Genomic DNA, 22,333 nt, shown 5'->3' with positions numbered 1-22,333 from the left:
TGTAATTTTTGCTTACCACTGCAAACTGGACGGGCAAAGTGTTGGGAATTGGGAACCTGGGTAAACCGGAATTCAAGGCTGGAGTCAAATGGTTAGCTTGGTCAGCAGGTCTAGCAGTCGCCAGCGTAGGAGGTTGGCTAGTTTATGGGTTGCTGCTAAATCGCTCCAGCGATCCGGTGGCGGTGCGTTTGGTAAAAGTAGAGCGAGGCACCGTTGAGAACACGATCAATGAAAGTGGCGTGGTTGAATTAGGCGGTCAGCAAACCCTCAAATCCCCAGCGGAAAGCGCTGTGGAACGGGTGTTAGTACAACTTGGCGATCGCGTTCAAGCTGGTCAAAAACTCATCGTTCTGCGCGACACCAAGCAAGAAACAAGCCTCGACGCCCAGCAGTTGGAGATTACTAAACAGGAACTCACTTTGGCACGCAGTCGCCAGAAAGTTGAAGAAGCCCAGGAAAGGCTAACAACTGCCCGAAGAGAACTTCAAAATCGTGTCAATCAGCAGGCGGCAATTCGGAAACAGGAACTTAGCATCAAACGCAATCAGCAGAAGATTGCCGAAGCTCAGGAAAAGCTAACGGCTGCCCAACAGGAACTCAAGCAGCTGCAAGTCCTCGCTGACAAAGGCTTCATTCCAGCCAACGAACTCCAGAATCAGCAAGAACAAGTCCGCGATGCCCAGTCTGCTTTACGAGATGCTCAGTTAGAAGCGAGTACAAGTAACTTAGAACTCCAGAACCTTCAGCAGCAGCGTCAAACTGACCAGCAAGAAATCTTAGACAAGGTGGCGACTGCACAAACTGAACTGCGGCAGGCACAATTAGAAGTCGCTACCACCAGTCGGGACATCCAGATGAAGGTGCTGGAAATCAAAAATCTTCAGCAGCAACTCCAAAACAACATCGTCACTGCACCCATTCAAGGGAAAGTTCTCAACATCATGGTTAAGAATGGGAATGGCGTCAACATTGGGAATGACCTGCTGACTTTAGGCGATCCAACGCAAGAGTTGGTGAAACTCAATCTTTCCACGCTGAATGCTGCCAAAGTGAAGAGCAATCAACGTGTCCGCATTAGTGTGATTGGTCCCGATGCGAAGAAATTTACCGGACGAGTGCAAAGCTTGTATCCCCAAGCGATCGCTAGCACTTCTAGCAGCAGCGAGCAGGAAAGCCAATCCGGACAAGCCACCGTGCCTGCAACTGTCAAGCTTGACCAACCCACCCGCAGATTAATTCCTAGCAGCCAAGTCAGCGTCGAAATCATTTTGCAGCAGCGCCAGAACGTCGTGGTTTTGAATACGGAAGCCATACAGCGCTCTGGTTCTAAACCCTTTGTCTGGGTACGAGATCAAGGCAAGGCGCAAAAACGGGACGTATCTTTGGGGCTAGAGGGATTAACAACCGTAGAAGTGACTTCAGGTTTGCAACCGGGGGACTCCGTGGTGCTGCCCCCACCGGATGCTTCCTTAGAGCCAGGAACGCCGGTTATTGTTCAAGAGAAATTAGAAAAGAAAGATGAAAAGTGATTGGTAATTGGTGATTGGTAATTGGTAATTGGTAATTGGTAATTAATATCCTTGCTCTCATGCTCAGCCTGGGAAACAGAAAAAAGAAACATGAGAAGTAATTGGTAATTCCTAATTTTTAAGTTGATATGAGCCTCTCCCCCTTCGACCTCCTCGCGCTCACCTGTAACTCGCTACGCAGTAACCCTGTGCGTTCAACCCTTACCACTTTGGGCGTTTTTATGGGTGTAGCAGCAGTCAGCGCCACGCTTCAAGTGGGCAGCATCAGTCGAGCGGTAATTGCCAAGCAACTCGCTGAGAGAGACGCCCCTCAAGTCTCTGTCTACATGAATGGGGAACTCCGGTCAGAAGACATGGAATACTTGCGACAGCGGCTAGAGGGCGTGCGGGCAATCAGTGCCTCTAGTGGGTTCTATCCGAATCCTCAAACCTTATTTCAGGATGAAGAAGCCCAACCTAATATGAGGTCTGTTACTCAAGACTTTCTGCTCACGTCGGGAAAGCAATTGGTAGCGGGGCGCTTCTTCACTCCTGCCGATTTTGAAAACTATCGCCCTGTCGTGGTGCTCGATCAATTTTTAGTAGACAAACTTTTTAAAGGTCAGAAAGCTGTTGGAGAAACCATTTATGCTAATTCAAGACCCTACGTCGTTGTCGGGGTCGTGCCAACCGTTACCCCATCTTTTGGGGAACCTGAAGGTGAGGTATTGATACCGATGTCGTTTTACTACGCCCTGACGGGTAGCCGCGACCTTGGCTCCTTCAAGATACGCCCTTACAAAATAGAAGACTTAGAAGATTTGGCAGACAAAGCCAAGCAACTGATGGAGCAGCGCTTCCCAGGCAAAGAGGTTTATGCCTGGAACAACGTAGACGAAATCTTGGCGCAGCAGCAAACCTTGGAAATGGCATCCAATGGGCTGACAGCCGTGGGAATCATTTCGCTACTCATCGGTGGCGTTGGCATTGCCAATATCACAATCGCAGCAGTAATGGAGCGTACCCCAGAAATTGGGCTGAGGCGGGCAATTGGGGCAAAAAGGCGGGACATCTTGCTGCAATTTATTCTGGAAGCGGCAATCCTGAGTTTATTGGGGGGAACTGCCGCTATTATCTCGGTGCATGGCTTGACGATGGTTGTCGCCGAAACTTTTAAGTTACCTTACGAATTTGAAAGCAAGACGGCTGCTTTGTCCCTAGGATCTGCACTCTTGGTAGGAGTAGGCGCTGGATTTTTGCCTGCTGTGAGAGCTAGTCGGCTCGATCCCGTGAAAGCATTGCGTAACTCTTAGCCTCAGTTACAGGCATTGCGTAAAGCAACTCAATTTTGGATTTTGGATTAAATCGGCAATTGTTCAATCTAAAATCTAAAATCAACCAGCTAAAAGCTATCCGCGATCATGCACAAGCTCGACGACCCAGATTCAAAACCTCCAGCTTCTAGCGGTAGGTTTTTGCCGCCTATCCGCTCTCTTTTTGGGGGGGTCGTTCTGCTTGTGAGTGCAACTTTGGGCACGACGTTAACGTTAGCCACCGTTTTTAAGCTTCATTCAACGGCGGTAAGAGCGACGACAGCTAATGTTCGGACAGCAGCTCAGACACAGACGCCGGAACTCGCACGCCCGATTATGGTTTCGCCAACGGATAGAGCAAAGCTCAAAACGGCTCCAGTCTCAGAAAGTCCGGGGGTGAACATAGGCAAAGCAATAGTTTTAGGGGGAACTGGTGTAAAGAATGCGATCGCTCCTTCTTCTGTTTCCCCACTCGCAACTAAAACCAGTCCAACTTTTACGCTTAACACCCAGCCAAGACAATTCCCACCCTCTCCGACTACTAGCCCGCCTTTACAAACAGAGTTGGAGGGATCTAGTATCTCCCCATCGGCAAAAAGTATTCGCCCCCAATCTTCGCCTCCCGTTGCCGCATCTCGGTCAATTTTAAAGACGTTCTCTGAAGCCAGGAAACCAGCCGCTTTATTGGCTCAAGCGAAACCAAAACCCAACCAACAAGAAACCGTAACAACTGGGCGGGGGATTCAATTAACCCTAGCTGATGTTGTTATCTTGGTATTGCAAAACAATAAAGATATCAAAAATGCTTATTTAGAAAGAATCGCCCAAAGACAAGACTTAGCAGTGGCAGAAGATAGATTTGTCCCTGATTTTACGCCTAGATTATCATTTAATCTCGATCGCTTTGGTTCGGGTGGAAACACTAGCACGAATAGCGATCTTGGTGTTGGTGCCACTGTTGAGGTCACGGTTCCTACGGGAGGTAGGCTGAGTTTTGGTTGGGAAACGAACGGTCAAACGTCAAATATAAATAATTTCAATGTTGATAGAGATAACAATCTATTTGGCTCAAATCTTCAGCTACGTTTAACTCAACCTCTATTACGAGGTGCTGGTGTTGCAGTTAATCAAGCTCCTATTGAAATTGCTCGACTCGATGAAAGAGCAAATATTCAAGGTTTAAAATCAACTCTCATTAATACCATCACTGAAGCTATCTTAGCCTACCGCAATTTACTTAGAGCGCAGGAAAGACTGAATATTGAGCAGATTTCTCTAGAAAGCGCCCGCCAAATTTTAGAATTTAACCAAGCCTTGATTGAGGCTGGGCGACTCGCGCCAGTTGAAATTGTTCAAAGCCAGACAGACATTGCAAATAGAGAAGTCAGCTTGTTAGAGGCTCGGAATAATTTGGAGTCTGTCAAATTAATTTTGTTAGATATTCTAGATATCGAGCAAACTCTTAATATTGAACCTGTAGAAAAAATAGTATTGCAATCGAAGTCTTTAGATTTAAATAATCTAAAACAAATTGCCTTTCAAAACAGACCGGATTATTTGCAAGCACAGTTCAGCTTGGAAAGAACAAAATTTGAAAGATTAATTGCAGATAATAACCGGCGCTGGAACTTAGACTTAGATGCAGGTTACGGCGATTCCTTAGATGACACCACCCAACTAACAGCTGGGTTAATCTTGTCCCGTACCTTCGGCGATCTCACTGTGGAACGAGATTATCAACGAAGTCAAGTAAACTTCCAGAAAGCAGAAAATACTTTAGAAAGTCTGCGTCAAAGTATCGATATTGAAGTAACAGATAGAGTTAGAAATGTAAATCTAAGTCTTCGACAGGTGCAACTTGCCCAGCAAGCAAGGCAATTGGCTGAGAGAACACTACAAATAGAACAAGAAAAACTGAGATTGGGAAGAGGGTCAATTTTTCAGGTTGTGAGTTTTCAGAATAATTTAGTAGAGGCAAGAAACCGAGAACTGGATGCAACGATTGATTATCTCAATGCCTTGACAAATCTCGATCAATCTGTCGGTACCACACTGGAAACTTGGCAGGTGAAAATTGAAAGAAAATGATATTAAGTCTCAGGAAAAAAACCATTGTTAAACTACCTGAGTCTCTGTCTCCAATAGGGTTTGCTGAACTTAGGCGAAGGGAAAACTATCTTTTTCCAGCTACTTATTAGCCCTGACAGATTCTATCGGCATCACATCATGAAAGCGGGTATAGTCGATCGAGCGCCGCCCGTCCGGCATCCTAGATAAGATGTCCACAAAACGCATATTCCACAGGATATCGGACGTGGCAAAGGAGTGACGGGCATGGATCGTCTGTGAAACGATTTCGTCTAACCCAGTCAGCATCACGACGATCTCGCTTTCCGACTCAGCCAGGGAGTCTACCGTAACCCCATAAAGCGGACTCGTCTCGTCAATCTGATGCATCACCGTCCAGCTCAATGCAAACATGGATGTATGACTGCGAACTAATTTGAGATCGTAAAACCGACGCATGAATTCTCCCTCCCGATTGACTTCGTTGCGAACTAAAGTCACCCGGATCTGCGCTTCTACAATTACGTCGCGCCGCTGGTTAGCCGTCCGAAACATCAGAGTCGGCACCCCATCATAGGGAGCGATCGCTGCCACGCGACTGAAAAGCACGCTTGCCGTTGGCACGGAGAACCGCGCAAACGCCAGTCCAGTCGCCATTGCCACTCCGAAAAGACCCGCCAGCGCTTCGACTGTCACCACCGCATTCGCGTAAGGCGTACGCGGATACATCGCACCGTAGCCGATAGTCGCCATCGTCTGGACGCTGAAAAAGAAGGCGTCAAGGAAGGAACCCGGTTGAGCGTTCTGGATGCAATCTCCTCCAGCTAGATAGATGAGGGCAAATACCGTGTTGGAGACTAAATACAACAGACTGAACAGCGCTAAGAACCATCCCCAGGAAAGGGTAAGCAGCAAATGATATAGATCGCCCCGATGAAATCCCGATACCCCTCGCCGCACGATGTTCAACTGCCCATCCCGGCTCACAAAGCGCGTTAATGAGGGCGAACGATATCTTTTGCCCATAGATTTTTGTTATTAGGAATCGGCGTCACGCAGGCGATCTTTCCTAGAAAGCTATCCCATCAAGAGGACAAACACAAGCATCTCGGTTGAGCCATCGTTCTCCCACCTGCTTTAGCGCTGTCATCACAGGTTGAATTTCTCGCCCCTTCTGGGTGAGCGAATACTCTACGCGGGGAGGAATTTCTGCGTAGACTCGGCGTTCTACCAAACCATACTCTTCTAGTTCTCTGAGCCGTATCATCAACGTTTTGGTGCTAATTCCAGGCAATGCTTCTAGGAACTCGTGGGTACGGCGATCGCTTGTAAACAACTCTCTGAGAATCAGAATAGACCATTTACTGCCGATTAAGTCCACGGTGAACTGGATTGGGCATTTTGTCTCTATGCACTGGCTGCTGTTAAGCATTGATGCCTCTAGATATCGCTCTTTTCTTTGCTTATTCTGACCAATCTTCTGAACAGAGGGACGCTGAAGTTAGCTCCCGCCAAATATTTTAATCTTTCTTAATAAAGCTCTGGACAAGTTGCAGCGGGTCAATCTTTTACTTTTGGTAACTATAGTGTCCTTCCAGCCACTGTCAGATTTACGGATTTTCTATTTTTAGGAGTTGAGTAGGATGCAAATAGAAAGAACGAACAGCCTTCCTTTCCGCTCAACTTCTTCAATAAATCAAAATATTTGGGGTTCTTCAAATGATTCGATTACTTGTCGGTGTATTAGTCTTTGTTATCAACACAATTTACCGCGATCGCCCTTATCCCCGTTTTTACGTCCTAGAAACAGTTGCTCGTGTTCCTTACTTTGCCTATTTATCAGTTTTGCACCTTTACGAAACAGTTGGAATGTGGCGCAGAGCAGATTGGTTAAAAGTTCACTTTGCGGAATCTTGGAACGAACTCCATCACCTCCTGATTATGGAATCTTTAGGGGGTAATCAGCAGTGGTTCGATAGATTTTTAGCACAACATACTGCTTTACTTTATTATTGGGTGATCGTTGTTCTTTACATTCTCTCGCCTCGTTCTGCCTACAATTTCATGGAATTAGTTGAAGGACACGCTTATCATACTTACGATACATTTTTGCAAGAAAATGAATCAGAATTAAAAGCTACATCTGCCCCACAAATTGCTATCAATTACTATCGAGACGGCGACTTGTATATGTTCGATGAGTTTCAAACTGGAGGAGTTCCAGAAGAACGCCGTCCCGTCATCAACAACCTCTACGATGTGTTTGTAAACATTCGAGATGATGAAGCGGAACACGTCAAGACAATGATAGCTTGCCAGAAGCCTGATGCTCAATTAACCTTCAAGAGTCCCCATACGATAGAAGTAGGTGCAACATTCCTTGCCCCAGATGAAGAAGTTAAATCAGTTGTTATGCAATAGGATGTTCTGATAAAAAAACAAAAGGAGAGATATTTACAATATCTCTCCTTTTGTTTTTTTGAAGGATTTAAAAACGGCTGTATCTCGTTTTTGTCAATACATTAACGCCATTTATCACCACAGAAAAAACAAGTAATGAAAATTAAGCGATCGCATTCTTGTGAAATCTCAGTCGCTCAATCAATTCATAAAACGGTGTCCAGTTATCTTCTTGGTCAATTTTCTCCCAAACCGCTTCTATTTCGGGTCTGACTAATGCAGTTTTAGGATTATGACGACGTAACCGTGTTGCTATATTATCCAGTTCGCTATCTGGGAAACTGAGTAAAGTTTGCAGGTATAAATTTCTCCAGTCTTCCAATAATGCTGTAGCCTCAGGCGCATTCAAAAATTCTTCTGCTTTCAGAATATTTGTCGCATCGTCACGCCAATTGCGGTCAAACTGATTTGTTACTTCCCAAAAGAAACTGTGATAGCTTACTTGTGTTTCTACCAGGAGTTTCAGAGTTTGCATCACTAATTCTTCTGCGGCTAAATCGGGCAGATTCTCGAATCCCAATTTACCGATCATCCGCGCGGTGTAAGTTCGGTTATAATGCTCGGCAAATTGGGATAGAGCAACTTCCATCTCTGGCATAGGAATAACCGCAGATAGGGGTTGTTGGAGCATTTCTAAATTTAGCTGGCAAATTCCTGGTTGATTGCCGTAGCTGTAGCGTCCGTAATAGTCAAAGTAGGCAGCAGTAAATTTGGGGTCGTAGGTGTTAATAAAAGCGTAGGGACCATAGTCGAAACTTTCCCCAGTAATAGACATATTATCGGTGTTTAAAACCGCATGACAAAACCCAACGGACATCCATTGAGCAACAAGTTCTGCAACCCGCTTGACTAATTCTGCATAAAACAGAATGTAGCGGTCTTGCTTATCTTTGAGGTGAGGATAATATTGTTCAATTACATGGTCTAAAAGCTTTTCAGTTAAATCCTTGCGTCCAAAAAAGTGCAATCGCTCAAATGTACCAAAACGAATGTGGGAACGGCTGAAACGAATCATTACCGAGGATCTTGTTGGAGAAGGTTCATCGCCTCGCCAGAGTCCTTCTCCCGTTTCAATCATTGATAAACAGCGGGAAGTACGAACTCCTAAATAATGAAGTGCTTCAGCAGCTAAAACTTCTCTGACACCACCTTTAAGCGTGAGTCTACCATCGCCGCCTCTAGAATACGGAGTCGTACCAGACCCTTTCGTTCCAAAGTCATAAAGTTCGCCATCCGTACCGCGCACTTGTCCGTAGAGAAATCCTCTGCCATCGCCTAAGCGAGAGTTATATTCTCCAAATTGATAGCCGTGATAACGCAAAGCTAAAAATGGTCTAACTCCTTGAAACATCCCAAATGCTTCGATAAAATCATCGTCTGTCACCGTGTCTGGTTTCAGTCCCAATATTGGTAATAATTCATCGTTGCGAAAGCGCAGAATATATTTAGGAAAGTCTGCCGCTGCTACTCGATCAAAATAATCATCGCCTAAAGCTTCTAAGGCAGACTCATAATTGAGATTTAAAAAAGGATTGGAAAACTTTTCAGGAGTCATAAGTTACTAAAATACCCAATGAATGTAATTCGTGCCTATACAAACATACGGACTGAAACAAACATTATAAAGACTGCGTAGGCAGTCTTTGTTTGTATAGCGCCAGACTTTAGTCTGTTAGCGAAGCGGCACGAAGTGCGCGCACCTTTGCCAGATGTTTCATTTCTATGCTACGGATAAGCAAGTATACAGTTTCAGCATCAAAAGACTGAAATATGCTTATTCGTCCTGCTACACCTGCTGACGTGCCATCTGTCCTCCCGATGGTTGCCAAGATTTGTGCCTTGCATGAAGCTTGGGATTCAGCAAAGTATGGATTCTTGCCGAATCCAGAGTTGCGTTATGAGAAGTGGTTGAGTCGGATAGCCTCTAGCACAGCTCTAGAAGCGTCACCGCAACGCGATCGCAATATCTTCCTAGCCGCTGAGGCTGAAAATAAGCAAGTGGTGGCGTTTCTGGTGGCGACGGTAGAACGGGAAATCCCGATTTACCGTTTACAAGAATATGCTTTTATTCACGACCTCTGGGTTGAAGAGGAATATCGCCAAGCTGGAATTGCGAAGGCGATGGTGATGCAGGCGATTGAACGCTTTAACTCGATTGGAGTCAAACAAATTCGCCTCGATACGACTGTTGCTAACGAGGCGGCGCGGCGATTATTTTCTTCCTGCGGCTTTCGCGTCAGTACGATAGAAATGCTGATTGAATTAGGCTGATACCAAGAGAACGGCTTTTTTTGTAAGTAGAGGCATCGGGTTGAACAGCTCTACCGTACTCGACACTCTTGTTTGGACAGGGACCCGCACCAGAGTGTGACCGTTCCCTTCTCGTTCAGACCAAGGTGTGTTTTTCGAGAAGCTTAGCCAATCCCGGTATCCCTTCCTCCACGTTTTTCTTAGCCGAGCCGCGCAATTTTTTATAGGTACCCAATACGAGGCTGCTTCTGACGCTCTCCATCCTGGCATCGGTAACGCTCAGGATAGCATCTGCTGCGGGAGAGCGGCTGGCAACGAAGTGCGCGACTGGATCTCCTTTCTGGACACTCTCGCTCCAAATGGGATCGAGTGCTGTACACCATCCTGGCAGGAACTGCTCGACAGCGTAGCCAATGTACCCTGGCTTTATACCCTTGACGGCGTTGTAGCCTGCCTTTATGGCAAGACCAGATATACCTGACTTGGAAGCGACCTCCTCATCGAGCAATTTGCAGAAGTCATCTACAACTTCAGCCTTTTTGCTTGGGTTCAAGAGCTGGTCGCTAAGTGCCATTTCGATCCTCCTAAGTGTAAAAGCGCTGGATTTTGATTCCACTAATTGTTTAGGGAAAAGACAGAATAGATGCTATCACAGTTACAAACTGTAATAAAGAAAAACTTAAGCGCATAGTTAATCTGGGGGAAGCGATCGCCCCTATCTTCTACCTGTTACAACAAGGGTGTCAATGCGGGTATTGCATAATTTGGCAAGATTGCACCAAAAAATTTTGTATTCTTCAAAGTCGATTGAGATTACGACTAATCAATCAAACTTGCTATGACTAATGCCCTGCGGGTAATTTAGCACTAGAGCCTTTCCCTAACAGGACTTACGCAGTTAATTAGTGAATGCATAATTTTATCGTAGGGGCATGGCAATCAAAAAGCCCCTACAGCGTGTTGACGTGCGTAAGCCCTACCTGAAACTGACTCAGGCTAGATTTGAATATCTTCAGCAACTCCGCCAGACAACTCATGCCAAAATTGCCCAAATGTTTGTCAATTTGTCAGAGGATCAGCTACTGCGTGTAATACAAGGACTGGCAATCATTAACGATGTGTTTGAGGGCAAGGCATCCGAACCACCCAGTTAATACTACGGTTTAATTTGACTTGAGCGAGAAACCCCGGCGTGTCTGCCGATATTTACCTAACTGCACTTGGAAACTTACCGTATCAGTCTTTTCCCCACTTCTTGCTTCCAAAATCCACTGACCGGGACGAAGCTGCCAAAATAGGGAATTCGATGGCTGCGTTGCCAGTTTTTCCCCATTCAACCACCACTCTACTGACTGGCTGCGCGTTCCAGCGACTTTAAACTCTAGTTGTTGCATTTCTGTCTGTACATTCTCTGTACCTTTGGGATTCGTTTTTTCACCTGGGTGCAATAAGAAAACATCGCCATTGTGAGGAGACAAAATCTTGACGCCACTAGAGACAAAACTTGGTTGATGCTGCCTTGCTAACCACTCATCGTACTCTGGAGGCAACTTTGCAGTCCCTGACTGACGCTCATAATCGCTAATATCTTCTGCGTAAAAATATTCTTGCACTACTGAGGGACAATCTGGGGTAGGGCGTAAGCCAGAAATTGCACAGATTGGGCGTTGCACCAGATTTTCTGGAGGGGGAAAGATGGCAGGTTCTCGATTCTGATGGAGGTGTAACATGATGCGATTCCAGAGGGGTGCTGCACCTGTCACCCCCGAAACTTGTCGCATGGGATCGCCGTTAAAATTGCCCACCCACACGGCTACGGTGTAGTCGGTGGTAAACCCGACCGTCCAAGTATCTCGAAAATCGGAGGAAGTGCCTGTTTTAACTGCTGCGGGGAATGGTAAAGCTAGCACTGAGTCTACCCCAAAGGCACTTGCACGAGCATGGCGATCGCTCAACATATCCGCAATCAATCCCCAGGTGGAAGGGTTGGCAGATGGCACTTTGGAAGGTTTTCGGTCGGCAGATGGCAGGTTGGAGAATGTTGTGACTAGCGGTGTAGCTTCTCCACGTCTTGCTAAAGTCACATACGCCCTCGCCAACTCCCATAAACTGACTTCACCGCTACCCAAAATTAACCCCAAACCGTAATATTCGGGCGACCGATTTAAATGCTCAAACCCTAATTGATGCAAATGATTTAGAAAATTTTGCACGCCGACTTTTTCTAATACCCGCACCGCCGGAACATTTAGGGAATTTGCTAAAGCGACGCGAACTCGTACCGGCCCTAAAAAAGTTTCATCATAATCTGTAGGACTATAGAGTTTTGCACCGGGAATCGCGTAATGAGTTGGCACATCCGCCAAGATAGTATTCGGACGAATCGTGCGGTTTTGTAGGGCAAATTCATATAAAAAAGGCTTCAAAGTAGAACCGGGTTGACGTAATGCCTGTACTCCGTCGTTGCGACCCAGTTGTGCTTCATTAAAGTAATCGGGAGAACCTACATAAGCCAAAACTTCCCCCGTGTGGTTGTCAATGACTAAGGCAGCAGCATGATGAACATTATTGGGGGTGAGGGTACGAATCACTTGCTGCACTTGCGCTTCCACAAATTGCTGCAAAGGGCGATCGATACTGGTGCGGATTTGGGACATCCTATTGGGGATAGCGTTTTCTGGGGCTTTGCTCGAAGATTTTTGATTTTGAATTGAAGAATTAGATAGTTGATTAGATACCCAAAATAAAAAATGAGGAGCGGCAATAATTCCCTGTTGTCTCGGTGCTAGGGAAATCTCTTCTTTGTAAGCTCGATCTGCTTGTGCGCGAGTAATATAACCGTCTTCAACCATGCGATTCAGAACATAAATCTGCCGCTTCTTGAGGCGTTTCCAATGGTCGTAGGGATTGAAGTAAGTGGGATTATTCGGAACAGCAGCGAGAAGACTTGCTTGGGCAAGATTGAGTTCGCTTGCCGGAATATCGAAATAGTTACGGGATGCAGCTTCTAACCCATAAATATTCCCCCCCATTGGCAGGCGATTGATGTAAGCAGAGAGGATTGCATCTTTATTCATCCCGGCGGCGATGCGCCAAGATAGCCAAATTTCGCGCAACTTGCCCGGTAAGGTGCGGGGAACGGGATCTAACATCCGCGCTAGTTGCATCGTAATCGTGGATGCACCGGAGGTAATCCTTTTCGCCTGAAGTGAATCTTTAAGCGATCGCGCTACAGCCTTCAGATCCAGCGCCCCGTGATGATAATATGAGCCATCTTCAGCAGCTAAAATCGCGTTGATAAAGTGGGGCGAAACTTGATTCAGCGGCACCACAGCGGTATGCTCTTGGTCGCGGGTCAGCAATCTTCCTAAAGGAAGTCCATTGCGATCGCTAAATTCAATCGCTTGCGTATCCTGGGCAATATCTTTGGCACGAACGGGTGCCAGATAAGGAAGCGATCGCACGATTAAACCCAGCAACACCAAAGCTAAGAATCCGCGAAATTTCTGGTTTCTCCCCCAACGCCAAAAGAGTTCCTGCATTTGAATTTGCCACTGTTTGGGTTGTCTCATCGCTTAACCCTTTCGCCAACGAAGACTTACCCCCTTATCTTCATTGTGGCGATCGCCTTTACCGGATGAGGGTGTTTTTAGGGGATGCGCGATCGCATCTTCCCTCTAAGCGCTTGAAACTGGCAGATGGTACGCTTCCACCTCAAGACAATGATGGGTAATTCTTCCTAATCACCCACTAGGGTCAGCCAATCGGATGAAGCAAGTACCCTTAAACCGCCGTAGTTTTGTAGTAATACAAGTAACTCATCTATAAAAAGATACGGTAGCCATTATGAAGATTGTTCTACACACTTATGGTTCGCTAGGCGACCTGCATCCTTATATAGCGATCGCCTTAGAATTAAAGGCACGCGGGTATCAAGCAGTAATTGCCACCGCTGAGTTTTACCATAACAAAATCGAAGCGGCTGGTCTTGAGTTCCGCCCAGTCCGTCCAGATTTTCCTACAGACGTCGAACAGCAACGAGAACTTGTGCGTCTGATCATGGACAAGCAAAACGGTACAGAATACGTCTTTCGCCAAGCAATCTTACCCTATGTCCAAGAAACTTATGAGGATCTGATGTCGGCAGTGCGCGATGCAGAGCTGTTGGTGACACACCCCCTCAGCTTCGCAGCAACGCCCGTTGTTGAGAAAACGGGAATTCGTTGGGTTTCCAGCGTACTGTCTCCGATGTCGTTCCTCTCCGCCTACGATCCCCCAGTAGTGGCGACTTTCCCCAGTTGGCTGAATCTACGCATACTTGGCCCTGGGTTTAATGGAGCGCTCATCCGCCTCGCTAAAAATCGTTTCAGCTCGTGGGATGAACCCCTACGACAATTACGGGCGAAGCTTGGTTTATCTCCCCTTGCTGATTCTATGTTTGAAGGGATGAACTCCCCCGACTTAGTGCTGGCTTTATTTTCAGAAGCTCTCGCAACTCCTCAACCCGACTGGCCAAAACAAACTTGCGTTACCGGATTTACTTTTTACGATCGCAATGGCGATACTGGTCTATCTCCGGAACTGGCATCATTTTTGGATGCGGGAGATCCGCCAATTGTGTTTACTTTGGGAAGTTCCGCCGTGTGGGTTGCTGACAAGTTTTACCTCGAAAGTGCCAAAGCTGCCTTAAAGTTGGGCTATCGGGCTGTATTGCTGGTTGGCAACAATAACCCCTCTCTGCCAAAAGAGTTGCAATCTAAAGATATTGGTGTTTTTGACTACGCTCCCTACTCGGAACTGTTTCATCGGGCTGCTGCTATTGTGCATCAAGGAGGCGTGGGCACAACCGCGCAGGTGTTGCGTTCCGGTCGCCCGATGTTGGTGGTACCCTTTAGCAACGACCAACCAGACAATGCTGCACGGATTACTCGTTTAGGAGTCGGACGAACTATCGATCGCGATCGCTACACAGCTTCCCGTGCGGCTAAGGAACTCGATCGCCTGTTGCGCGAACCTCGTTACCAGGCTAAAGCTACAGAAGTTGGCAATAAGGTACGAGCAGAAAACGGGGTTAAAGTTGCCTGCGATGCAATCGAAGCACAATTGAACAAAGATAAGAACGCTACCAACCTTCAAAGTGCGTCCGTCTCGCCTGTTTAACTATTTTGTAGAGAGATGCGATCGCGCTTTAGAAGATTGGAGCGATTTGGATAGACGCGATCGCATCTTTGAATCAGGAAAATTTGTCAAACCCTTAATGACTAAACAAGGGGATTCCATTCTATAAGTTTATGTTATAACATATGTAGTTACTATCCAATTAAGAGGTGATAGTATGCATACTCTAAAAATTCGACGGATTGGCAATTCTTTAGGAGCAACCTTCCCTAAAGAAGTATTGCAAAAGCTAAATGTCAGTGAGGGAGACAGCATTTTCCTGACAGAAACTCCAGATGGAGTTCAAATAACTGCTTACGATCCTGATTTTGAAGCCGCAATGCAGGCTTTTGCAGAGACCCGTAAAAACTACCGCAATGCCTTTCGTGAATTAGCTAAATGAAGGAACCCAGATGGGTGCCTGAGACAGCAGTAAGCGCCATACATGAAGAGCTAATTGCAGAACATGGGGGGAGGTCTGGATTGAGAGATGCAGGGTTACTTTCAGCGAGTCTAGCCAGACCTCGGCACTTATTCTCTTACAGTGAAAATGCAAAGCTATTTGATCTGGCAGCAGCCTACGGCTATGGTCTGGCAAAAAATCATAGTTTCGTCGATGGCAACAAGCGAATCGCTCTTGCTGTCATCGACGTTTTTTTACGACTGAATGGCTATAAATTAGTGGCACCAGAACCAGAAGCGGTAGTAATGATGAACTATGTAGTGGAAGGAGTGGAGAATCAAGATAGCCTAGCCGCTTGGATTGCGGAAAAATCTCAAAAATTCTAAGTTGTATTAAAAGATGCTAGCCGTATTGAATGATATTTAGTAAACTCTCTTGTGGTTAACAACTAGAAATGGTATATTTGTAATAATCGTACGACAAATACAGAAATTGATATATTTTGAGTAGATGCTAGCAATTTTACCTAGCAGCTGCTTTGTAGCAAATATTTTTTCTTGATAGTTAAACTCCCTTGGCTTTAAGCCAAGGGAGTTTAACTATCAACCAGGCGATCCACTTCAAAAGCGTCATGTTGGTCGCCCCTTAAATATCTAGGGTTGTAAATTACGTAATACAACTCACTTAGCTGGGCATATTTTGTCTGCTTCTCGTCGTATCCTCCCCTGTAAGTTTGAGAAACGACTTTTAATACAAAAATTGGGACAACATAATTTTCTTCCCACAAAAACACAGCTTAAAAGTCGCTTAGCATTTTTACGCCGTTCTACGTTCAAGCTGAGAATACCATCAGGAACAATAGTAGTTTGACGAACTCTATCTGTCATGTGGTAGATACCCATATTTACCCCAAAAAAACAGTCCATGCGCTATTGCCAAATGAAAGTAAGAATCGCTCTCAGCAAGTTGGAACTAGGTTTTGCAGTTCATTATCCATTGGGGTATCGTCAGAATCAGGTAGTTCTGTTGAGGATGGTGGATAAGGCAATGGGTTGGACTGCTTTCCCTAGACTTGTTGCCTAGAGCTTAGCCGAGCGTGAGTAGCGTTAGCTCAATATAAAGTAAAGATTTTGAGCGGAATGATTCAGCTACCCGGAAGACCGAGTCGTTGAGATGTAGACCTCTTGTTAGTGGGTCATGTAGGGATAACTCTTGTAGTTTACCCTCCGATGAATTACCTGCAATGAGGGAAAAAGTTATGCCAGTTTCAATTCCTGATACAGATTCGCTGTCTTCCCTTCTTGCACAGGATAGTACAGATAAATCCTTTCAACAGATAGGCACAATCGTGAGAATTTGGATGCGGTTTCTGGTTGTCGTAGCATTCGTACTGGGGATAGCCGGATGTGGCGTGATTAATCTCTCTGGAAATGAACCGCTTCCAGCAGTTCCTTCGCTAGCGACGCCGCAACTCCCAGACTGGATTGAGGAAATTAGCCCGACTGGGGAAGTTGAACCTCTAGCGCAGATTCGCATTCGATTTAAAGATGCTTTAATTCCTGTTGAGAGTCTTGATAGCCCCGAGCAACAGCAAAAGCTGAAACAATTTGAGATTTTGCCGCCGCTACCGGGACAATTTCGATTTTTAACGCCACGAATGGTGGGATTTCAAGCCGACAAAGCATTGCCGAAAGCGACGCGAGTCAGAGTTACTCTGAAAGCTGGTTTGGCGGATCTAAAAAATCATCGTCTGGATAAGGATTTGGCGTGGACTTTCAATACCGAACCGATTAAACTAACTAATTTACCGACTACTAATCCTGAAAATCCTGATAATCAAGCAATCGCTCTAAAGCCAACTCTAAAATTTAACTCAAATGTAGAACTGGATATCGCTTCAGTCCAAGAGCATTTGAAGCTAATTCCGGAAGGAAAACAGAAGGATATACGGCTGAAAGTTGATTTAGAAAAAAAAGAGACACCCTCAGAGAATGGACAGCCACAGGAGAAACTTGACCCTTCAACCCGCAACTGGACATATAATTTAGTACCGCAGCAGACTTTAGAAAAAGCGACTCGTTACCGCTTAGAATTTTCTCCGGGTTTGCGTCCTAATCGGGGGAATCTCCCCAGTGAGATGTCTTATGCTAGTCAGCTAGCTACTTATTCACCTTTGAAATTACTGATAATTAAATATTACGGAGTACCCGATGCCGGAGGGACTTATGGTCGGTTTGTCAAAGGAAGCCCTCAACTGCAATTTAATAACGGGCTTGACGCAGATTCAGCGATTGAGAATATTACTGTAACTCCTACGCCAAAAGAAACTCCTAAATTGGTTCAAGTTCCTGATGGAGAAAGTCTTGTTAGTCTCAACCCTTGGGCATTAGAACCTGCCACTACTTATACAATTACTATCGGTAAAAAACTCAAGGATAAGTTTGGGCAAACATTGGAAAAGCCAGTTACGCTCAAATATGAGACAGGCGACGTAGCTGGAGATATTTGGGTACCATCAAATCTAAATATTTTCCCATCTGGTAAAGATTTACAGTTAAATGTTTCCACTGTAAACTTGCCCGAATCAAAGTATAAAGCGGCTTATCGGGTATTGCAGCCGACAGATTTAGTTTATGTAGATTCCACTTATCCCAAAGGCGATGGGAATGATTTATTACCGAATCCCAATTCTTGGCAAAGTGTCAAGGTATCGAGTAAGAAAAATCAGTTAATTGATGTACCTGTTCCCATCCAGGAAAAACTGGGTACTGCTACGGGAATGTTAGCTTATGGAGTTCAGGCGCGAACTAATCGCTATGAAGAAAATGGTAAGCAACAATGGCGCGAACCGACGACTTATGGAATGGTGGAATTGACTAATTTGGGAGTGTTTGCACAGTGGTTCCCAGATTCGGGATTGATTCGCGTGCATCATCTCTCAGATGGTTCTCCCGTAGCATCTGCACCTGTAGAGATTTATGAGTCGAAATTAGAGACAAAATCTCGTCCTCAACCCGTACCTTGTGCATCAGGGAAAACGGATGAAGCGGGGACATTACTGTTGCGTCGTGAGGATATGCAGCAATGCACAAAATCCAGAACTGGATTTGAACAAGGGCCTAAATTGCTCGTAATTGCCCGTGAAAATCAAGATTGGGCATTTGTCCGCACGGAAGAATATAGCGGTGCTTATGGCTATGGTGTTGATGCTGGATGGGATGATGGGAAGCCAGTCTCACGGGGGGTAATCTTCTCGGATAGACAGCTTTACCAGCCAGGGGAAAAAGCATCGTTTACGGGTTTTGCCTACTACTTACAAAATGGCAAGATTCAGCAGGACAAAAATGCTAGTTATAAAGTCACTCTCCTAAATCCAGATGGTAAAAACACGGATTTAGGTACTCAAAAAACCAATGAATTTGGAAGTTTTTCTCTAGAAATGTCGTTTAAGGCTAATCAACCGCTTGGCTATTATTCGATTCAAGCGAAAGGCAAAAGTGGTGTAGAGGTTTTGGGTGACTTTCGCGTTGCCGAGTTTAAACCGCCTAATTTTAAGGTTGAGCTAAATCTAGATAAAGAATTTGCTCTAAAAGACCAGCAAGTTGAAGCGAAATCCACGAGCAATTATTTATTTGGTGCGCCTGTAGAAGGCGGGAAGGCAGAATATTACGTCACGCGATCGCAAGCTGATTTTAAACCGAAAGGGTGGGAGCAATTTTCCTTTGGGCGACAGTGGTTTTGGCCTGAGGAAAGTCCGACTGTTTCCAGTGATGTGTTGCAATCAAACCAGGTATTAGATGGTAAGGGGAACAGTCAAATTGTCAAGATAGCGAAGGATGTGCCTTACCCGATGACTTATCGGGTGGATGTGCAAGTCTCCGATGTGTCGAATTTGTCAGTATCGGATTCTAAGACGTTTACGGTATTGCCAAGCGATCGCTTAATCGGTTTACAATCCAATTTCGTTGCGGATGCGCTTCAATCTTTACCCGTCCAAGTTATCGTTACCGATCCTACAGGCAAGGCGATAGAAGGACAACGGGTGCGCGTGGAACTGCAACAGATGAAATTTAGCAGCGTCACGCGGGTGGTAGAAGGCAGTAATACTGCTAAAAATCAGGTTGAATATAAGACAGTTGCACAGACCGAAGTAAAATCTGGAACCATTCCTCAATCTGTTTCGCTGACACCTCCGGAATCGGGTTCTTACCGGATTCGAGCAAACTTTGCAAACACCAAGGATGAAGTTACCGCAACCGATTTGCAGATTTGGGCGACGGGTGGCAATGCGGTGAGTTGGGGAGAAAGCGATCGCGATCGCTTGGAAGTCAAACTCGATAAAGACACCTATAAACCGGGTGAAACGGCTACCGCTTTAATTCAATCTCCTTATCCGGAAGCCGAGTTATATTTTGCCGTTGTCCGCGACAAACCCCTGTACAAGACAATTACCAAAGTGAAAGGGGGTGCGCCGCAAATTCAATTCCAAGTAACGCCGGAAATGTTGCCAAATGCCGCAGTAGAAGCGGTATTAGTTCGCCAAGGCGTTCCCCTAAGCCAAGTGGAACCCGGAAGCTTAGAAAACTTGGTGCGGATTGGGTTTGCTCCTTTTAAAACTAACTTGGATGATAAGTATTTAAAAGTCCAAGTTACCCCCATTCAAACGCAACTAGAACCGGGTGTCCCAGAAACCGTACAGCTAGAACTCAAGGATGCACAAGGCAACCCAGCCCAAGGACAGTTTACCGTCATGGCGGTAAATGAAGCGGTGCTGCAACTGAGCGGTTATCGTCCGCCGGATTTGGTGCAGACTGTTTATGCAGAACAGCCGATTTCAACTCGATTTAGCGATAATCGTCCTAATGTGGTGGTGCAACCAACCTCAATGACGAAACCCAAAGGTTGGGGTTATGGCGGGGGACAATCAGCAGGCGCAGCGAATACCCGCACCCGCAAGGATTTCCAAGCCTTAGCTTACTACAACGGCTCGGTTCTCACAGACGCGACAGGGAAGGCAGAGGTGACATTTAAGTTGCCGGATGACTTGACAACGTGGCGGGTGATGGCAGTTGCTACCGATGGTAATCTGCACTTTGGCAACGGCGAAGCGACATTTATCACGACGAAACCGCTGCTGTCTAACCCGATCTTGCCGCAATTTGCACGTCCGGGCGATCGCTTGGAAGCTGGCTTATCTGTCACGAACAATACCCAACAAACCGGAAATCTGGCAATTAACGGTGTGGCGAACGGTTCGCTTCAGTTTGCAAATAAACCCGCTAATCTGCAAACCAAAGCAGAATCTGGCACTCGTGCGTATCGCTTTCCTATCGTGGCAGGAAGTCCCGGTAAATCTCAGGTGAAGTTTACTACTCAGTTGAATGGAACTGCTGATGCGTTTGAAGTGCCTTTGGAGGTGAAAGCGCTAGAGATTACCGAACAAGTCGTAGAAAGCGGTACCACTACGAATCAGGTAAAAATTCCCCTGAATGTGGATAAAAAGGTTGTCCCTGATGCGGGAGGTTTGGAGATTTCCCTTGCCAGTACGCTGATACCGGAAATTACCGCACCAGCGCGTCAAGTATTGCAGGATGAGCAATTGCCATTCTTGGAACCGGCGGCGAGTCAATTAGCGATCGCATCCAGCTTGCAAACGCTTTCTCAAAAATACGGTCAAACCTTTGCACAATTCAACCCAACTCAACAAGCGAACCAATCTCTAGAACACCTGCAAAAACTCCAGCAACCGGATGGTGGATTCGCCGCTTGGCCTGGTCAACAGAAGTCCGATCCGTTAGTATCTCCTTACGCAGCTCAAGCTTTGGCAAGAGCCTCGAAAGCGGGACTGACGATAGAACCGAGAATGGTGTCTCGCTTGACGACTTACTTGAAGAAAATTCTTGCAGATCCCGGTCAATATGATTTTTGTAAGCAACCACTCTGCAAGAATCAGGTACGACTAGAAGCACTCTCTGCTTTGGCGGAACTGGGAGAAAAGCGCAATGACTTCCTTGCAGACATCTACGCACAGCGCAGTCAATTCGATCCGGTTACGCAGATTAAGCTGGCGCGTTACCTATCTCAGTTTCCAGAGTGGCAAGAAGAATCTCAAACTCTGTCGAAACAATTCCAGCAGAATATTTATCAAACGGGTCGCACTGCTACGGTAAATTTACCCCAAGGTTTATCTTGGCTCAACTCGGCAACAACAGCGCAAGCTCAAGCTTTACGCCTTGCGATCGCGCAAAAGACTAACCCAGAAATCCTGGATCGGTTGTTGCAAAGTCTCCTGACACTGCGACGAAACGGCACTTGGCAGAATACCTACGACAACGCTCAAGCACTCACGGCTTTGGTGGAATATAGTCAGACGCAGCCAACACCGCCTAACTTTGCCGCAACGGTGAAACTCGCTGGCAAAAAATTGACATCGGCCCAGTTTAAGGGATACACCAACCCCAGCCAGGATCTTAAGGTGCCGATGACCCAGTTGCCACGCGATCGCCACGATCTGATTGTGCAAAAATCTGGTCAAGGCACGTTGCACTACTTGGTTGCCTACCGCTATCGCCTACAGGGAAATCAACCGGGAAGATTTAACGGCTTACGGGTGACACGCGAAATCCGTCCCGCTAGTGAAGAAAAGGTGTTGCGAAAGCTCAGTCTTTATGCTTCTGATGAGCCGTTGACGGTGAAAAGCGGTCAGGTGTTTGATATCGGTTTGGAGATTATTACCGATCGTCCAGTGAATCGTGTGGTCATTACCGATCCGCTCCCAGCCGGGTTTGAGGCAGTGGATGCAAGTTTCCAAACTTCTACGGCTGCATTGCAGGCAAAAGAAGATAACTTTGGCTTCAAGACAATTTACCGCGATCGCATTGTTGCCTATAGCGATCGCCTGGAAGCCGGAGTCTACTCCCTGCACTACCTCGTCCGTTCCGTCACTCCAGGCACTTTCCTTTGGCCTGGTGCAGAAGCTCATCTACAATATGCACCAGAAGAATTTGGACGCTCAGCTTCTTCTACTTTGAAAGTGTCGGATTAGAGCGCAAAGGAAACATAAAGTTTCTTCCCGGCTGACGTTAGGGAAGGAGAACTATGGGGTGCCATCATCTGTTTTGCGAATGATAGCACCTCTTTTTTGCCTGATTTTGCCTTTTGTGTGACTTTTGCTT

16 protein-coding genes are annotated in these 22,333 nt (G+C 46.1%); 11 read left to right on the top strand and 5 right to left on the bottom strand.

The window, feature by feature from the left end; genetic code table 11:
- Positions 1–8: 8 nt before the first annotated feature.
- From NDA03_RS04015 to NDA03_RS04005, 3 genes are all read left to right on the top strand, one after another.
- A complete protein-coding gene (locus NDA03_RS04015) occupies positions 9–1,529 on the top strand; it encodes an efflux RND transporter periplasmic adaptor subunit (protein WP_348237356.1) in 1,521 nt (506 codons plus the stop codon).
- A 128-nt stretch (positions 1,530–1,657) separates the two neighbouring features.
- Complete coding sequence (locus NDA03_RS04010; RefSeq protein ID WP_190428460.1) at positions 1,658–2,821, top strand: ABC transporter permease; 1,164 nt, start codon at positions 1,658–1,660, stop codon at positions 2,819–2,821.
- Positions 2,822–3,025: 204 nt separating this feature from the next.
- Positions 3,026–4,909, top strand: a complete 1,884-nt coding sequence (locus NDA03_RS04005; protein ID WP_348237355.1) for a TolC family protein — start codon at positions 3,026–3,028, stop codon at positions 4,907–4,909.
- A gap of 99 nt (positions 4,910–5,008) precedes the next feature.
- On the opposite strand, the gene NDA03_RS04000 is transcribed toward NDA03_RS04005, so the two are convergent.
- Both NDA03_RS04000 and NDA03_RS03995 read right to left on the bottom strand, forming a co-directional pair.
- Positions 5,009–5,914, bottom strand: a complete 906-nt coding sequence (locus NDA03_RS04000) for an ion channel (protein WP_190667088.1) — start codon at positions 5,912–5,914, stop codon at positions 5,009–5,011.
- A 43-nt stretch (positions 5,915–5,957) separates the two neighbouring features.
- Positions 5,958–6,320 carry a helix-turn-helix domain-containing protein gene (locus NDA03_RS03995; RefSeq protein ID WP_190410050.1) on the bottom strand — a complete coding sequence of 121 codons (363 nt, stop codon included), beginning with the start codon at positions 6,318–6,320 and terminating at the stop codon, positions 5,958–5,960.
- Between the two features lie 287 nt (positions 6,321–6,607).
- Here NDA03_RS03995 and NDA03_RS03990 point away from each other — a divergent pair, with 287 nt between their 5' ends.
- Positions 6,608–7,309, top strand: a complete 702-nt coding sequence (locus NDA03_RS03990; protein WP_348237354.1) for an alternative oxidase — start codon at positions 6,608–6,610, stop codon at positions 7,307–7,309.
- Between the two features lie 142 nt (positions 7,310–7,451).
- Here NDA03_RS03990 and NDA03_RS03985 read toward each other — a convergent pair whose 3' ends face one another.
- On the bottom strand, positions 7,452–8,903 hold the full coding sequence (locus NDA03_RS03985; RefSeq protein ID WP_190667084.1) for a YdiU family protein: 1,452 nt from the start codon (positions 8,901–8,903) through the stop codon (positions 7,452–7,454).
- A 215-nt stretch (positions 8,904–9,118) separates the two neighbouring features.
- Between NDA03_RS03985 and NDA03_RS03980 the strand changes: the two genes are divergently transcribed.
- Entirely contained in the window at positions 9,119–9,619 is a 501-nt protein-coding gene (locus NDA03_RS03980; RefSeq protein ID WP_348237353.1) for a GNAT family N-acetyltransferase, read from the top strand.
- Positions 9,620–9,734: 115 nt separating this feature from the next.
- On the opposite strand, the gene NDA03_RS03975 is transcribed toward NDA03_RS03980, so the two are convergent.
- Positions 9,735–10,172 (bottom strand): hypothetical protein, encoded by a 438-nt coding sequence (locus NDA03_RS03975; RefSeq protein WP_348233045.1) that lies wholly within the window; start codon positions 10,170–10,172, stop codon positions 9,735–9,737.
- A gap of 358 nt (positions 10,173–10,530) precedes the next feature.
- On the opposite strand from NDA03_RS03975, the gene NDA03_RS03970 reads away from it, so the two are divergent.
- Positions 10,531–10,752 carry a hypothetical protein gene (locus NDA03_RS03970; protein ID WP_190440448.1) on the top strand — a complete coding sequence of 74 codons (222 nt, stop codon included), beginning with the start codon at positions 10,531–10,533 and terminating at the stop codon, positions 10,750–10,752.
- 9 nt (positions 10,753–10,761) lie between these two features.
- Here the strand turns inward: NDA03_RS03970 and pbpC are convergent, their stop codons facing one another.
- Positions 10,762–13,170 carry a penicillin-binding protein 1C gene (gene pbpC, locus NDA03_RS03965; RefSeq protein WP_348237352.1) on the bottom strand — a complete coding sequence of 803 codons (2,409 nt, stop codon included), beginning with the start codon at positions 13,168–13,170 and terminating at the stop codon, positions 10,762–10,764.
- A 274-nt stretch (positions 13,171–13,444) separates the two neighbouring features.
- On the opposite strand from pbpC, the gene NDA03_RS03960 reads away from it, so the two are divergent.
- The 5 genes from NDA03_RS03960 (at position 13,445) to NDA03_RS03940 (ending at position 22,203) form a co-directional block, all read left to right on the top strand.
- Positions 13,445–14,758, top strand: coding sequence for a glycosyltransferase (locus tag NDA03_RS03960; protein WP_348237350.1), 1,314 nt, complete (start codon positions 13,445–13,447; stop codon positions 14,756–14,758).
- Between the two features lie 175 nt (positions 14,759–14,933).
- Entirely contained in the window at positions 14,934–15,158 is a 225-nt protein-coding gene (locus tag NDA03_RS03955; protein WP_190410043.1) for an AbrB/MazE/SpoVT family DNA-binding domain-containing protein, read from the top strand.
- On the top strand, positions 15,155–15,544 hold the full coding sequence (locus NDA03_RS03950; protein WP_190428973.1) for a type II toxin-antitoxin system death-on-curing family toxin: 390 nt from the start codon (positions 15,155–15,157) through the stop codon (positions 15,542–15,544). The genes NDA03_RS03955 and NDA03_RS03950 overlap by 4 nt, the downstream gene beginning before the upstream one ends.
- Before the next feature lie 538 nt (positions 15,545–16,082).
- Positions 16,083–16,241 carry a hypothetical protein gene (locus tag NDA03_RS03945; RefSeq protein ID WP_348237349.1) on the top strand — a complete coding sequence of 53 codons (159 nt, stop codon included), beginning with the start codon at positions 16,083–16,085 and terminating at the stop codon, positions 16,239–16,241.
- A gap of 277 nt (positions 16,242–16,518) precedes the next feature.
- On the top strand, positions 16,519–22,203 hold the full coding sequence (locus NDA03_RS03940) for an alpha-2-macroglobulin (RefSeq protein ID WP_348237397.1): 5,685 nt from the start codon (positions 16,519–16,521) through the stop codon (positions 22,201–22,203).
- The last annotated feature ends 130 nt before the right edge of the window (positions 22,204–22,333 follow it).

Source organism: Trichocoleus sp. Lan (assembly GCF_039961855.1).
Lineage (GTDB): Bacteria > Cyanobacteriota > Cyanobacteriia > Cyanobacteriales > FACHB-T130 > FACHB-T130.
Note: the sequence above shows the minus strand (reverse complement) of the source record. Positions and strands in the feature narration are given on the sequence as shown.